Annotated in this window: 11 protein-coding genes and 2 tRNA genes; 12 read left to right on the top strand and 1 reads right to left on the bottom strand. The window is 72.3% G+C overall.

Annotation, left to right across the window (positions count from 1 at the left end; genetic code table 11):
* Positions 1–19: 19 nt before the first annotated feature.
* A complete protein-coding gene (pheA, locus tag ABME01_RS11140) occupies positions 20–979 on the top strand; it encodes a prephenate dehydratase (protein ID WP_353828480.1) in 960 nt (319 codons plus the stop codon).
* A gap of 42 nt (positions 980–1,021) precedes the next feature.
* Here the strand turns inward: pheA and ABME01_RS11145 are convergent, their stop codons facing one another.
* Complete coding sequence (locus ABME01_RS11145; protein WP_353828481.1) at positions 1,022–2,275, bottom strand: diacylglycerol/lipid kinase family protein; 1,254 nt, start codon at positions 2,273–2,275, stop codon at positions 1,022–1,024.
* Between the two features lie 97 nt (positions 2,276–2,372).
* Here ABME01_RS11145 and serS point away from each other — a divergent pair, with 97 nt between their 5' ends.
* From serS to ABME01_RS11200, 11 genes are all read left to right on the top strand, one after another.
* Complete coding sequence (gene serS, locus ABME01_RS11150) at positions 2,373–3,641, top strand: serine--tRNA ligase (RefSeq protein WP_353828482.1); 1,269 nt, start codon at positions 2,373–2,375, stop codon at positions 3,639–3,641.
* Positions 3,638–4,456 (top strand): HAD family hydrolase, encoded by an 819-nt coding sequence (locus tag ABME01_RS11155; protein ID WP_353828483.1) that lies wholly within the window; start codon positions 3,638–3,640, stop codon positions 4,454–4,456. Before serS ends, ABME01_RS11155 begins: the two co-directional genes overlap by 4 nt.
* Before the next feature lie 67 nt (positions 4,457–4,523).
* Entirely contained in the window at positions 4,524–5,930 is a 1,407-nt protein-coding gene (locus ABME01_RS11160) for an LCP family protein (protein WP_353828484.1), read from the top strand.
* 145 nt (positions 5,931–6,075) lie between these two features.
* Positions 6,076–6,160: transfer RNA gene (locus ABME01_RS11165), tRNA-Ser, on the top strand.
* Positions 6,161–6,187: 27 nt separating this feature from the next.
* Entirely contained in the window at positions 6,188–7,495 is a 1,308-nt protein-coding gene (locus ABME01_RS11170) for an LCP family protein (RefSeq protein WP_353828485.1), read from the top strand.
* Between the two features lie 108 nt (positions 7,496–7,603).
* A tRNA-Ser gene (locus ABME01_RS11175) sits at positions 7,604–7,692 on the top strand.
* Positions 7,693–7,878: 186 nt separating this feature from the next.
* Positions 7,879–8,343, top strand: a complete 465-nt coding sequence (locus ABME01_RS11180) for a hypothetical protein (protein WP_353828486.1) — start codon at positions 7,879–7,881, stop codon at positions 8,341–8,343.
* Between the two features lie 143 nt (positions 8,344–8,486).
* Positions 8,487–10,697, top strand: a complete 2,211-nt coding sequence (glgX, locus tag ABME01_RS11185) for a glycogen debranching protein GlgX (protein WP_353828487.1) — start codon at positions 8,487–8,489, stop codon at positions 10,695–10,697.
* Complete coding sequence (gene treY / locus ABME01_RS11190; RefSeq protein WP_353828488.1) at positions 10,694–13,129, top strand: malto-oligosyltrehalose synthase; 2,436 nt, start codon at positions 10,694–10,696, stop codon at positions 13,127–13,129. The genes glgX and treY overlap by 4 nt, the downstream gene beginning before the upstream one ends.
* Positions 13,126–14,892 carry a malto-oligosyltrehalose trehalohydrolase gene (gene treZ, locus ABME01_RS11195; protein WP_353828489.1) on the top strand — a complete coding sequence of 589 codons (1,767 nt, stop codon included), beginning with the start codon at positions 13,126–13,128 and terminating at the stop codon, positions 14,890–14,892. Before treY ends, treZ begins: the two co-directional genes overlap by 4 nt.
* Before the next feature lie 9 nt (positions 14,893–14,901).
* Complete coding sequence (locus ABME01_RS11200; RefSeq protein WP_353828490.1) at positions 14,902–15,438, top strand: ClbS/DfsB family four-helix bundle protein; 537 nt, start codon at positions 14,902–14,904, stop codon at positions 15,436–15,438.
* Positions 15,439–15,445: the final 7 nt, after the last annotated feature.

Here is a 15,445-nt window from a genome sequence, read left to right on the forward strand (position 1 = left end):
GCGCCATAGGCTGAAGGGCATGACGGATGCCGCGGAGCCGCACCCCGACGAGACGTACTCGTACCTCGGGCCCGCCGGCACGTTCACCGAGGCCGCGCTCAAGCAGGTGCCCGAGGCGACCGGCAGGCACTGGCGCAGCGTGAACAACGTCGGCGAGGCGCTCGCCGACGTCGTCGAGGGGCGTTCGACGGCCGCCATGATCGCGATCGAGAACTCGGTCGACGGCGGCGTCTCGGCCACGCAGGATGCGCTCGCGACGGTGTCGGGCCTGCGCATCGTGGGCGAGTACCTCGTGCCCGTCAACTTCGTGCTCGTCGCCCGTCCCGGCACCCGGCTCGACGAGGTGCGCGTGGTCAACGCCCACCCGGTCGCGTACGCGCAGTCCCGCGGATGGCTCGAGCGCGAGCTGCCCGACCACGCCCACCTCCCGGCGACGAGCAACGTGCAGGCCGCGGCATCCCTCTTCGACGACGGGCTCGCCGACGCCGCGGTCGCCCCGCCCGGCATCGTCGACCACCTCGACGTCGACGTGCTCGCCGAGTCGATCGGCGACAACCCGAACGCGATGACCCGGTTCGTGCTCGTGAGCCGGTCCCGTCGCATCCCGCCGCGCACCGGCGCCGACAAGACGAGCGTGATCGTCGAGCTGCCGGACGACGAGCCCGGCTCGCTGCTGGCGATGCTCGAGCAGTTCTCCACCCGCGGCGTGAACATGTCGCTGCTGCAGTCGCGCCCGATCGGCGACGAGATGGGCCGCTACCGGTTCGTCATCGACCTCGACGGGCACGTCGAGGACGAGCGCGTGTACGACGCGATGCTCGGCCTGCGCCGCTTCAGCCCGAAGGTGCTCTTCCTGGGCTCGTACCCGCGGGCCGACCGGCGCGAGGTCGAGTACCACTCGAAGTACGACGACGGGATCTTCATCGAGGCGCGCGACTGGCTGCGCGGGATCCTCAGCGGCGAGCCCGAGGAGGACTGACCGGGTCGTCGACGCGACGACCCGGCTCGCGCCGGCCGGTGACTACCGGTCGGCGGACCCGGAGCCCGAGTCGCCGTCGCCGTCGGCTCCGGCGTCCTCCGCGGTCGTCGGCGCATCCGCATCCGCATCCTCGTCCGCGTCGGGCCCGGCCGCCATCGCCTTCCTCGCCTCGAGCTCGGCCGCGTCGAGCTCCGCCGTCGCGAGCTCGTCGCGCGGTTCCCGACCCGAGGCTCGCTCCGGGGTCGACGGTGCGGCCCCGGCCGGCTGCCTCGCCCCGGCCGGCCGCCGACCGCCGCCCTGCGCGGAGACGCGGACGACGAGCGCCTTCGGATCGATCACGAACCGGGCGGCGGTGATCATGCCCATGTCCTCGCCGTCGATCTCGAACTCCTGCGGTTCGCCGTCGATGACGATGTCGATCTTCGCGCCGCTGGAGTACACGAGCTCGCGACGCTTGTTGCCGCCCGTGAGGTCGATGAGCTGCCGACCGAGCGCGGACTTGCGGAGCACGCGGTTCTCCCACGCCACCTTCCGCCACACCAGGAGCCATTCGAAGAAGTTGCGCGGCTGGAGTCGCACGACGTCGAGGCGGCCGTCGTCGATCTCGGCGTCGGGGATGAGCTCGATGTTGCCGGGCAGGTAGCCGAGGTTCGCGACGAGGATGCTCGAGACGCGCGAACGGTGCGCACGGCCGTCGTCCGTGCGGTGCGCGACGCGGAACGGCTCCGAGTTCGGCAGGGCGCGCAGCCCCGCGTCGACGTACGCCAGCCAGCCGACGCGCTTCTTCAGGTCGGGGTCGGTGTTCGCGATCATCGCGGCGTCGATGCCGATCCCGCTCATCACAAGCGACACCTCGGTCTCGGTCGAGCCGTCCTCGCGTCGCACCTTCGCACGCAGCACGTCGACCGCGCGGTCCCGGCCCGTGAGTGCGAGCTTCACCGCCCCGGGGATGTCGTTGACCGGGATCCCGAGGTTGCGCGCGAACAGGTTGCCGGTGCCGAGGGGGATGATGCCCACCGGCACGTCCTCGTCCTCGAGGCCCTCGGCGATCGCCCGCACCGTGCCGTCGCCGCCCGCGGCGATGACGAGGTCGACGCCGGCGTCGATCGCCTCGCGCGCCTGCCCGGTCCCCGGGTCGTCCTCGGTCGTCTCGATCCACAGCGTGTCCGCGTACCCGTGCTCCGGCTCGAGCCGCTCGAGTGCCGAGGCCACCTGCTTCACGCCCTGCTTGACCGGGTTGAAGATCACCGCGGCGCGGCGTCCGCCCGCCCCCGACTGCTGTTCGCCCGCACTCATGCGACGAATCTAGGGCATCGGCCCGCGCGGGGGACCCCCGGCCCGCCATCGAGTCCGCCCGCTGGCTCGCGCGGACGCCCCGACTACACTTGCTCGGGTGATCGACCCCGTGCTGCTCCGCGAGAATCCCGACCTGGTCAAGCGCTCGCAGGAGGCGCGCGGCGAGTCGACCGCGTCCGTCGACGACGCGGTCGCCGCCGACGCCGCCCGACGCGCGGCGATCACCGCGTTCGAGTCGCTGCGCGCCGAGCAGAACGCGTTCGGAAAGCAGGTCGCCAGGGCCCCGAAGGACGAGAAGGCCGCGCTGGTCGCCCAGGCGCAGGAGCTCGCCGCCAGGGTCAAGCAGGCCAACGCCGATGCCACGGCCGCCGAGGAGGCGTTCGCCGACGCCGTCCGCCGCATCGGCAACGTCGTCATCGAGGGGGTCCCCGCGGGCGGCGAGGAGGACTTCGACGTCCTCCGCGAGGTCGGCGAGATCCCCGCGTTCGGCTTCGAGCCGCGCGACCACCTCGAACTCGGCGAGCTCCTCGACGCCATCGACATGCCGCGAGGCGCGAAGGTCTCCGGCGCCCGGTTCCACTTCCTCAAGGGCGTCGGCGCGCGCCTGCAGCTCGCGATCATGAACATGGGCCTCGACAAGGCGATCGGCAACGGGTTCACCCCGCTGATCACGCCCACGCTCGTGCGGCCCGAGGTCATGCAGGGCACGGGCTTCCTCGGTGCGCACGCCGAGGAGGTCTACCACCTGCCCGCCGACGACCTCTACCTGACCGGTACGAGCGAGGTCGCGCTCGCCGGGTACCACGCCGACGAGATCATCGACCTCTCCGACGGGCCCATCCGGTACGCCGGCTGGTCGACCTGCTACCGCCGCGAGGCGGGCAGCCACGGCAAGGACACGCGCGGGATCATCCGCGTGCACCAGTTCGACAAGCTCGAGATGTTCAGCTACGTCGATCCCGCCGACGCCGAGGACGAGCACGAGCGGCTCCTCGCCTGGCAGGAGGAGATGCTGCAGGCGCTCGGCCTCGCGTACCGCGTGATCGACGTGGCTGCGGGCGACCTCGGCTCCAGTGCGGCGCGCAAGTTCGACGTCGAGGCCTGGGTCCCGACCCAGCAGGCGTACCGCGAGCTCACGTCCACCTCGAACTGCACGACGTTCCAGGCCCGCCGCCTCGACATCCGGCACCGCACCGAGAGCGGGAGGACCGCGCCCGTCGCGACCCTCAACGGCACGCTCGCGACGACCCGATGGCTCGTCGCGCTGCTCGAGACCCACCAGCAGGAGGACGGATCGGTGGTCGTGCCCGAGGCCCTGCGGGGGTTCCTCGGCGGCCTCGAGGTGCTCCGCCCAGTCTCCGCATGACCCCCCGCGCCGCAACCGACGACCGGTGGTTCGTCGCGCTCGACGTCGACGGCACGATCATGCACGAGGACGAGACGATCGACCCGGCCGTCGCCGACGCGGTCGCCGGAGCCGTCGAGCGCGGCCACACGGTCACGCTGGCCACCGGCCGGTCGTGGTCGACGACGCGGCCGGTGCTCGAGCGGCTGGGCCTCGAGCCCGACTACGTCGTGACGGCGAACGGCGCGATCACGATGCGCCGCGACCCGTCCTCGCCCGACGGCTGGTCGCAGGCGCACGTCGAGACGTTCGACCCGAGCGACGTGCTGCGGCGCATCCGCGACGAACTGCCGAGCGGCAGGTTCCTCGTCGAGCTCGCCGACGGGTACCGGCTCTTCACGCGCGGCATGTCCGACTGGAACCTCGAGCGGGCCCGTGAGGTCGAGTTCGACGAGCTCCTCGGCCAGCGGGCCACGCGGGTCGTGGCGACCAGCGTCGACCACGAGCTCGACGAGTTCTTCCAGCTCGTCGAGCGGATGGGCCTGCACCACGTCAGCTACGCGATCGGCTGGACCGCGTGGCTCGACATCGCACCCGACGGCGTGAACAAGGCGACCGCGCTGGAGCGGGTGCGCGGATGGCTCGGGGTCCCGCTGCGCCGGGTGATCGCCGTCGGGGACGGCCGGAACGACATCGAGATGCTGCACTGGGCCGGCGCGGTCGGCCGTTCCGTCGCGATGGGCCAGGCGCCCGAGGAGGTCGCCGCGGCGGCGGGGGAGCGCACCGCGCGCATCGAGGACGCCGGGCTCGCCCCGGTGCTCGACTCGCTGCCCTGACCGGCGCCGTGTGTCGCCGCGGCCGGATCCGCGGGCTCCGTGGGTAGGATCGCGCACGGGGGCACACGTGAGCGAACGGGTCGACGCACCACAGGGCGCGCCGTCGGACGACGACGGCGCCGACGCTCCTGCGCCCGATGCGCCGGTCGGCACCGCGCCGATCGAGCTGCCGCCGCCCGTGCCGCCGGCGCCGAGCCTGCCGCCGGTCCTGACCGATGCGCCGGTGCCGCCGGCGCATCACGGTCGGCTCCGTCGACGATCCACCGGCCGCGCGGTGCTCGCCGCGGTCGGGACGGCGCTGGCGGTCCTGCTGGTCTCCGCCGGCGTGGTCGGCGCGTACGCGGTGGGCGAGCTCGTCCGGCCGGTCGCCGCGAAGCCGAGCGTGAAGATCGGCAGCGAACAGGTCCTCGAGTCCGTTCCCGACATCGGGGCGATGGAGGGCGGCCTCAACTTCCTCCTCGTCGGCAGCGACAAGCGACCGCAGAGCGGTGCCTTCGGCGACCCCGAGATCGACTCGGGCGTCCTCAACGACGTCACGATGCTCCTGCACATCTCGCAGGACCACTCGCACGTCGAGGTCGTGAGCTTCCCGCGGGACATGCTGATCGACGTCCCGGCGTGCCCCGACCCCGAGGATCCGTCCGGCCCGGGGTTCTCCGCCCGGTACGGCGTGAAGATGAACACGATCCTGAACGACGGCGGACTCGGGTGCATCGCCGCGACGCTCGAGGAACTGCTCGGGATCACGATCCCGGTCGGCGGGGTCGTCGAGTTCGACGGCGTCGCCGCGCTGTCGGAGGCGGTCGGGGGCGTCGAGGTCTGCGTCGTCGATGAGATCGCCGACCCCTACTCCGGGCTGTTCCTCGAGCCCGGCAGCCACACCCTGGCCGGATACGACGCGCTCGCGTTCCTGCGGACCCGGCACGGCGTGGGCGACGGCAGCGACCTCGGCCGGATCTCGAGCCAGCAGACGTTCCTCGCCTCGCTCGCGCGGACGGTGCAGGACGCCGGGACGCTCGGCGACCCGGTGAGGCTGTACGGCATCGCGCGAGCGGTGGTGACGAACATGACGCTCTCCCAGGGGCTGCAGGACCTCGGGCGACTCGTCTCGATCGCACGGGCGATGCAGGCGATCGACCTCGGCCGCATCGCCTTCATCCAGTACCCGACGGCCTACAACGACGATGAGACGGCCGTGGTCCCCTCGCCGTCGGGCGAGGTCGTGGCCACCGCGCTGCAGCAGGACGTGGCCGTGCAGTTCGACCCGGATGCGACGTCGAACGCGACGTTCGGCTCGGTCGGGTCCGAGGCGGATCCGGCCGCGCCGGAGCCGTCCGACGCGCCGGCCGCGACCGGCGACCCCGCGACCGCGGCCCCGGAGGAGACGGACGCGGCCGTCGTGGAGGAACTCCCCGACGACGTCACCGGGCAGACCGCAGCCGAGGTCCGCTGTGCGAGCGCCAACGCCGGATAGCGCTCCTCCCCACATCGTGCGAGTCGGCTCAGGGCCCTCACAGCCGACGCGTGCGAGGCTCGTCGAACTGCGCTTCGGCTAGAATCGGGGCCTGTCCAGCCCGAAGGCGAGCCGTGGAAACGCGGTTCCTCGTCGTGCCGGACGAGGAGGGCTGTCCGAGCGGCCGATGGAGCTGGTCTTGAAAACCAGTGGGCAGCAATGCCTCGTGGGTTCGAATCCCACGCCCTCCGCGCAGCGTCAGACCGAGAGGAGACCGAGTGAGCCCGTCGACGCCACCCACGCGCCGCGACGCCCCTTCGGCCACCGCCCGACACGGGCGACTCCGCACCAGGGGCGTCTGGTCCACGATCGCGAAGCTCACCGCATCGGTGGTCGCCGTCGCGCTCACCTCGGGCGCCGCGGTCGCCGCGTACGCCGGGTTCGACCTCGCCGCCACCGCGCAGCCCACCGTGACGCTGGGCAACGAGGATGCGCTCGCGGGCATCCCCGACGTCGGGGCGATCGAGGGCGGCCTCAACCTCCTGGTCATCGGCAGCGACAGCCGCGCCGGCCAGGGCACCGGCTTCGGCGACCCCGACGAGGAGACCGCCGTCCTCAACGACGTGACGATGCTCATGCACGTCTCCGAGGACCACTCGCACGTCGAGGTCATCAGCTTCCCGCGCGACATGTTCGTCGACGTCCCCGCCGGCTGCACCGACCCCGAGACGGGCGAGGAGCTCTGGGAGCAGTACGACGTGAAGATCAACTCCGTGCTCGCGTACGGCGGGATGCCGTGCGTCGTGAAGACCGTCGAGGAACTGACGGGCGTGCAGATCCTGTTCGCCGGCAGCGTCCAGTTCCTCGGCGTCGCCGGCCTCTCCGAGGCCGTCGGCGGCGTCGACGTCTGCGTCGCCGATCCGATCGAGGACGAGTACACGGGCACGTTCCTCGACGCGGGCACGCACACCCTGGCCGGCATCGACGCGCTGCAGTTCCTGCGCACGCGCCACGGCGTCGGCGACGGATCCGACCTCGGCCGCATCTCGAACCAGCAGGTGTTCCTCTCGGCGCTCGCCCGCAAGCTGCAGAGCGACGGCACGTACACCGACCCGGTCAAGCTCTACGGCATCGCGAAGGCCGCATTGGCCAACATGCAGCTCTCCGACAAGCTCGCCGACCCGACGATGATGATCTCGATCGCGAAGACGCTGAAGGACGTCGACCTGTCGAAGATCGCGTTCGTGCAGTACCCGACCGGCTACGTCGACGGAGGGGTGATCCCGGCCGAGTCGGCCGAGCTCGTGAACCTCGCGCTCCAGAACGACACCCCGGTCTCGTTCGACCCGAACGCCTCCCAGGACGTGACGTTCGCATCGTCGTCGGACCCGAACGCGCAGCCGCCGGCCGAGCCCGTCGACACGGCGGAGGAGCCCGCTGCCGAGGAGCCCACGACCGAGGAGCCGGCGACCGACGGCGGCGCCGAGGCGCCGGCGCCGACGGAGCAGGCGCTCCCGAGCGACGTCACGGGCCAGACCGCCGCCGAGACGCGCTGCTCGGCGGGCCGGACGCTCGCCGACCAGTAGCCTCCGGGCCCCGATCCATCGGCCTGGGGGGACGCCCGACCGGCCGAATCGTGTTTCGGCTGGATGCCCGTTATGATGGCAGTCGCGTTCGCCTCCGGGTGATCGCGAGGAGACGTCGCATAGTCCGGTCGAGTGCACCACCCTGCTAAGGTGGAGTCCCCGTAAGGGGACCGCGGGTTCAAATCCCGCCGTCTCCGCAGATCAGATCGATCCCCCTCCCGCCGTTCGGCGCGAGGGGGATTTCCGTTCGCGCGGGTGATCGCGCGCCCGGCGGGGCGACGCCCCGGGTCCTGCACCCGCTCCCGCGTGCGGACCGATCCTCCGTTTCGTCGGCGCGCAGGACTATGCTCCAAGGGTCACATCACTCTGGGGGGAGTTGCATCATGCGACGATCGATCATGCCCGTCGCGCTGGCCTTCGCCGGCGCCCTGGCCCTGGCCGGCTGCGCGAGCGGGGGCGGCGACGGCGGCGATGACGGGAGCGCGTCGGGCGCCACCGACTGCAGCGCCATCGCGGGCCAGGTGCGCGACATCTCCAACGGGGTGCAGAACAACCTGGCCGCACCCCAGACGCTCGAGGGCCTGCAGGACTACCTCGGTGAGGCGTCCGACCGCGTCGAGGGGCTCATGGAGGATGCCGGGGACGACACGGCGCTCATCGACTCGCTCGGTTCGTTCGAGACGGCGCTGAACGAGGTCTCGGTGTACGCCGACGGCCTTGCCGAGGAGCCCGACGAGGAGGATCCCTCGGTGAACGTCATCGAGCAGGACCCCGACGAGCTCGCGTCGCAGCAGTCCGCGGTCCAGGAGGCCTCGAGCGAGGTCTCGGCCTCCTGCTCGACCTCGTAGGCCGGTCCGCTCCGATCCGACGACCGTCCCGCCGTAGTGCGGAACGGTCGTCGGTGCGTGCGCGAGCGCCGGGGCGACCGGGCGACGCGACCCCGAAACATCCGCCCCCTACGATGGGCCGGAGGCACACCATCGGGGGACGAATGCACACCTGGCCCGGCTCCACCTACCCGCTCGGCGCGACGTTCGACGGGAACGGCACGAACTTCGCGCTCTTCAGCGAGGTCGCGCAGAAGGTCGAGTTGTGCCTGTTCGACGCCCGACGCCGCGAGCAGCGCGTGGAACTCGTCGACGTCGACGCGTACATCTGGCACGCGTACCTGCCGCAGGTGCAGCCCGGGCAGCGCTACGGCTACCGCGTGCACGGGCCGAACGATCCCGCGAAGGGGCTGCGCTGCAATCCGAACAAGCTGCTGCTCGACCCGTACGCGAAGGCGGTCGAGGGGGCGCTGAACTGGAACCAGTCGCTCTTCGGCTACCCGTTCGGCAACCCCGACGGCCGCAACAACCAGAACTCCGCGAAGAGCATGATGCTCGGCGTGGTCACCAACCCCTTCTTCGACTGGTCGGGCGATCGCCACCCGCGCACGCCGTACGCCGCGTCGTTCATCTACGAGGCGCACGTGAAGGGGCTCACGCAGACGCTGCCCGGCGTCCCTGAGGAGATCCGCGGAACGTACGCCGCCGTCGGGCATCCGGTCGTGATCGAGCACCTGATCAAGCTCGGCGTCACCGCGATCGAGCTCATGCCCGTCCACCAGTTCGTGGACGACGGCACCCTGCAGGAGCAGGGCCTGTCGAACTACTGGGGCTACAACACCATCGCGTTCTTCGCGCCCCAGAACACCTACGCCTCGACCGGGCAGCGCGGTGAGCAGGTGCAGGAGTTCAAGGCGATGGTGAAGTCCCTCCACGCCGCCGGCATCGAGGTGATCCTCGACGTGGTCTACAACCACACCGCCGAGGGCAACCACCTCGGTCCGACCCTGTCGATGCGCGGCATCGACAACGCCGCGTACTACCGCCTCGTCGAGGACGACAAGCGGTTCTACATGGACTACACGGGCACGGGCAACTCGCTCAACGTCGGTCACCCGCATGCGCTGCAGCTGATCATGGACTCGCTGCGCTACTGGGTGCTCGAGATGCACGTCGACGGGTTCCGGTTCGACCTCGCCTCGACGCTCGCGCGTGAGTTCTACGAGGTCGACAAGCTGTCGACGTTCTTCGAGCTCGTGCAGCAGGATCCGGTGGTGTCGCAGGTCAAGCTCATCGCCGAACCATGGGACGTCGGCCCGGGCGGGTACCAGGTCGGCAATTTCCCACCGCAGTGGACGGAGTGGAACGGCAAGTACCGCGACACGGTGCGCGACTTCTGGCGCGGCGAGCCGGCCACGTTGGGCGAGTTCGCCTCGCGGTTCACCGGCTCGGCGGACCTGTACGAGCACTCCGGCCGCCGGCCGGTGGCCTCCATCAACTTCGTCACCGCGCACGACGGATTCACGCTGCGCGACCTCGTGTCGTACAACGAGAAGCACAACGAGGCCAACGGCGAAGGCAACCGCGACGGCGAATCGCACAACCGCTCGTCCAACCTCGGCATCGAGGGCCCGACCGACGACCCGGACGTGCTCACGCTCCGGGCCCGGCAGCAGCGCAACTTCCTCGCGACCCTGCTGCTCTCGCAGGGCGTGCCCATGCTCTCGCACGGCGACGAGCTCGGGCGCACCCAGCTGGGCAACAACAACGTCTACGCGCAGGACAGCGAGCTCAGCTGGATCGACTGGGAGCACGCCGACCAGCCGCTCATCGAGTTCACGGCGGCGGTCGCGAAGCTCCGCGCCGAGCACCCCACGTTCCGGCGCAGCCGGTTCTTCGACGGCCGTCCCGTCAGGCAGGCCGAGGGCGGGCCGGTCCCGGACATCGTCTGGCTCCGTCCCGACGGGTCCGTGATGACGCCCGAGGACTGGGATGCCGGGTTCGGCAAGGCCATCGGCGTGTTCCTGAACGGACAGGGCATCCGCGAGCGGGACCGTCGCGGCGAGCGGATCGTCGACCGCCACTTCATCGTGCTCTTCAACGCCCACGACGACACGGTCGAGTTCACGATCCCCGAGCACGAGCTCTCGCCGGAATGGGAGGTGCTGATCGACACCGCGGGCCGTCGCGCCGACAGCGACCCGATCCGGCCGGGCGCGGCCATCCCGCTCGAGCAGCGCTCGCTCGTGGTGCTGCGGCAGCACGATCCGACGCCCGACGAGGTGGACCACTCGGTTGCGGCCTCGCTCTCGGCGATGGTGGCCGCGACGAGCGAGGAGGCCCCCGCCGCCCCGAGGATCGAGGCGGGGAAGTGACCGGCCGCAACGCCGGTCCGGCGGCGCGCGAGCCGCGTTCCACGTACCGCCTCCAGGTCCGGCCCTCGTTCGACCTGCACGACGCAGCCGCCCTCGTCGACTACCTGTCGGCACTCGGCGTCGACTGGGTCTACGCCTCGCCGATCCTGCCGTCGCGAGCGGGGTCCGACCACGGATACGACGTGGTCGGACACGACCGCGTCGACGATTCGCGCGGTGGCGCGTCAGGGCTGGAGGCGCTGGCGGACGCCGCCCACCGGGCGGGGCTCGGCGTGCTCGTCGACATCGTGCCGAACCACGTCGGCGTCGCCGACGCCGCGCAGAACCCGTGGTGGTGGAGCCTGCTGGAACTCGGCGCCGGCTCCCCGCACGCCGACGCGTTCGACGTCGACTGGGCCTTCACCGCCGGCCGCGTGCGCCTTCCCGTGCTCGGCGGCACGCTCGAGGAGGCGGCCGCCGCGGGCGACCTGCGCGTCGAGCACGGCGAGCTGCGCTACTTCGAGCACCGGTTCCCGCTGGCGCCGGGGTCGGCCGACGACGGCGCCGACGTCGTCGAGGTGCACGGCCGCCAGCACTACGAGCTGGTGGGATGGCAGCGCGCCGACGCCGAACTGAACTACCGTCGCTTCTTCGCGGTGAACGAGCTCGCCGGCGTGCGGGTGGAGCTGCCCGAGGTCTTCGACGCGACGCACGTCGAGATCGTGCGCTGGGTGCGCGAGGGACTCGCCGACGGCCTCCGCGTCGACCACCCCGACGGCCTGGCCCGACCGGGGGAGTACCTCGACCGGCTCGCGGCCGCCACCGGCGGCGCGTACGTGCTCGTCGAGAAGATCCTCGAGGGCGACGAGCCGCTGCCGCCGCACTGGCGGACGGACGGCACGACCGGCTACGACGCGCTCGCCGACGTGGATCGCGTGCTCGTCGACCCCGCAGGCGAGGCGGTGCTCGACGCCCTCGACGCCCGGCTGCGAGGCGAGACCGGCATCGGCGGCACCGTCGAGTGGCCCGAGCTCATCCACGGCACCAAGCGCGGGATCGCCGACGGGATCCTGCGCAGCGAAGTGCTGCGGCTCGAGCGGATGCTGCCGGAGCCGACGCCGCCGGACGCCGCCGACGCGCTCGCCGAACTGCTGGCATGCTTCCCCGTCTACCGTTCGTACCTGCCTGCGGGTCGCGAGCACCTCGATACCGCGGCTCGGCTCGCCCGTGCGCACCGCCCCGACCTGTCCGCGACGATCGACGCGCTCCTCCCGGTGCTCGCCGACCCGTCATCCCCGGTCGCGGTCCGCTTCCAGCAGACCAGCGGGATGGTCATGGCGAAGGGCGTCGAGGACACGGCGTTCTACCGGTTCACGCGACTGACCTCGCTCACCGAGGTGGGCGGCGACCCGTCCGAGTTCGCGATCGACGTCGACCGCTTCCACGAGCGCCAGCTGCGACGTCAGTCCGCGTGGCCGCATTCCATGACCACCCTGTCGACGCACGACACGAAGCGCGGCGAGGACGTGCGGGCGCGCATCGACGTGCTGAGCGAGCTGCCGCAGCGATGGATCGACGAGCTCGAGTGGCTGCGTTCCGACCGCGGCGCGGGGACCACGGGCGACGGGCCGTTCGATGCCCTGCTCTGGCAGGCGATCGTCGGCGCCTGGCCGATCGAGCGCGAGCGCGCCCACGCCTACGCCGAGAAGGCGTCGCGCGAGGCGTCCGTCTCCACGCGCTGGACGGCACCGGACGCCGCGTTCGAGGAGCGCATGCACGCGGTGATCGACCGCGCGTACGACGACGCGTCGGTCCGCGCGCGCGTCGACGGCCTCGTGGAGGCGATCGCGCCGGCCGGGTGGGCGAACGCGCTGTCGGCGAAGCTGCTCCAGCTCACGATGCCCGGTGCGCCCGACGTGTACCAGGGCGCGGAACTGTGGGAGACGAGCCTGGTGGACCCGGACAACCGCCGAGCCGTCGACTTCGGTCTCCGGCGGCGCATGCTCGCCGACCTCGACGCCGCAGCCGCACGCGGCGAGCTGCCGGGCGTCGACGCCTCGGCGGCCGCGAAGCTGCTCGTCACCTCGCGAGCGCTGCGCGCGCGGCGCGACCGGCCCGACCTGTTCACCCGGTACCGGCCGCTCGAGGTGGTCGGCGACGCCGCCGCCCACGCCATCGCGTTCGACCGCGGCGGAGCGGTGACGGTCGCGACCCGCCTGCCCGTCGGCCTCTCGCAGCGCGGCGGATGGGGCCAGACGGCCGTCCTGGTCCGCGGCGGGACGATGCGCGACGTGCTCACCGGACGCCGCGTCGAGCCGGACGCCGATCGCGGGGGCTCGGTGCAGCTGTCCGGGCTGCTCGCGACGTATCCGGTCGCGCTGCTCGTGCCGGAGGCATCCGGCGACCCGAGCGGCGACGGTGCGACGCCCGCGGCCGGGGGAGGATCCGCATGACCGTCGAGCTGTGGGCCCCGATCCCGCACCGGGTCGCGCTGCGCCGCCCGGGGATGCGGGACCTGCCGATGGAGCGCGACGAGCGCGGTCGCTGGCATGCCGACGTCGCCCTCGCCCCCGGCGACGAGTACGGGTTCGTGCTGGACGACGACGACCGGGCGCTGCCCGACCCGCGGTCGCTGCGCCAGCCGCGCGGCGTGCACGACCTCAGCGCCGCGTTCGACCTCGGAGCGCACCTCTGGGCCGACGCTGCCTGGACCGGCCGGCAGCTCGCGGGCGGCGTCGTGTACGAACTGCACCTCGGCACGTGGACCCCCGAGGGCACGCTCGACGCGGCCGTCGACCGGCTCGACCACCTCGTCGGGCTCGGGATCGACTTCGTCGAGCTCCTGCCGGTGAACGCGTTCAACGGCGTCCACAACTGGGGATACGACGGCGTGCTCTGGTACGCCGTGCACGAGGCGTACGGCGGACCGGCCGCCTACCAGCGCTTCGTCGACGCGTGCCACGCGCGCGGGCTCGCGGTGATCCAGGACGTCGTCCACAACCACCTCGGGCCGAGCGGCAACTACCTGCCTCGGTACGCGCCGTACCTGCGCAGCGGCGAACGCAACACCTGGGGCGACTCGGTGAACCTCGACGAGCCCGAGGTGCGTCGCTACATCGTCGAGAACGCGATGATGTGGCTGCGCGACTTCCACGTCGACGGACTGCGGCTCGATGCGGTGCATGCCCTGCGCGATCGGTCGAGCCGGCACATCCTGCGCGAGTTGGCCGAGCACGCCGACGCGCTCTCGGCGCACGTCGGCCGGCCGCTCACGCTCATCGCCGAGTCCGACCTCAACGACCCGACGCTCATCCTGCCCCGCGAGGCCGGCGGGTACGGCCTGACGGCGCAGTGGAGCGACGACCACCACCACGCAATGCACGTCGCGCTCACCGGCGAGACCGCCGGCTACTACGCCGACTTCGCGCCCCTCGACGCGCTCGCCAAGACGACCGCCCGCGGGTTCTTCCACGACGGCACGTTCTCGTCGTTCCGCGGACGCGACCACGGCCGCCCGATCGATCCCGCCGTCCCGACCTGGCGGCTCGTGACCTTCACGCAGGACCACGACCAGGTCGGCAACCGCGCCGCGGGGGACCGACTCTCACCCGCGCTCGGCGAACGCCGACTCGCGGTCGCGGCGGTGCTGAATCTCACGAGCCCGTTCACGCCGATGCTCTTCATGGGCGAGGAATGGGGCGCCTCGACGCCGTGGGCCTTCTTCACGTCGCATCCGGAGCCCGAGCTCGGCCGAGCGACCGCGGAGGGGCGCATCGCGGAGTTCGCGCGCATGGGATGGGACGAGTCGGCCGTGCCCGACCCTCAGGACCCCGCGACGTTCGCGGGCTCCAAGCTCGACTGGTCGGAGGCCGACGACCCGGACGGCGTGCCGGCCCGCCTGCTCGACCTGCACCGTCGCCTGCTCGCGCTCCGGCGGGCGCGTCCCGAGCTCACCGACCCGTCGTTCGCACACACGACGGCGTGGGCGGATGACGCGGCGCGCCGGTTCCGGATGGATCGCGGGGCACCCGACGCCCCCGAGCGGGTCGTGGTGCTCGTGAACCTCGGCGCGGATCCATGGCCGGTGGAACTGGACGGCCAGGTCACGGTGCTCCTCGCCACGGATGCCGCGCGGACCCCGCCGACGGCGCCCGACCGGATGATCGAGCTGCCGGCGGCGTCGGCCGTCGTCCTCTCCGTCGCGCGCGGCTCGTAGGCTGGCCCCGTGACCATTCCCGCCGACCGTGCCACGCTCGTCCGACGGGCGACCGAGGGCTTCGCCGACCTCGAACGGGCCCTCGACGTCCGCGACGACGCCCCGTTCCCGACGCCTGCCACGCCTGCGGATCCCGCCGCCGCGCCGCCGCGCGACCGCGACGCGGCCGACGTCGTCAACCACCTGCACGCCTGGCACGTGCTGCTCCTCGGCTGGCTCGCCGCGGCCGCCTCGGGGGGATCGGCGGCCTACCCGGCCGACGGCTACCGCTGGCGCGACCTCGACCGGCTGAACCGCGACCTGCGCGACCGCTACCGGGACGACGGCGACCTCGACCGTGCCCGCGACCGGCTGCGAGCGAGCCACGCGTCCGCGCTCGCCCGCCTCGACGCCATGACCGACGCGGCGATCTTCGTCGAACCGCGGGCCTGGCTCGGCGACGCGACCCTCGCCGAGCCGGTCCACGAGTGCCTCGGCGGCCACTACGCGTGGGCGATCGGCGCGCTCGGCGCCCCCGCCGGGGGCGAGGACGCGTCGGGCGACTGATCCGGCC

It is taken from the genome of Agromyces litoreus (assembly GCF_040496015.1).
Classification (GTDB): Bacteria; Actinomycetota; Actinomycetes; order Actinomycetales; family Microbacteriaceae; genus Agromyces; species Agromyces litoreus.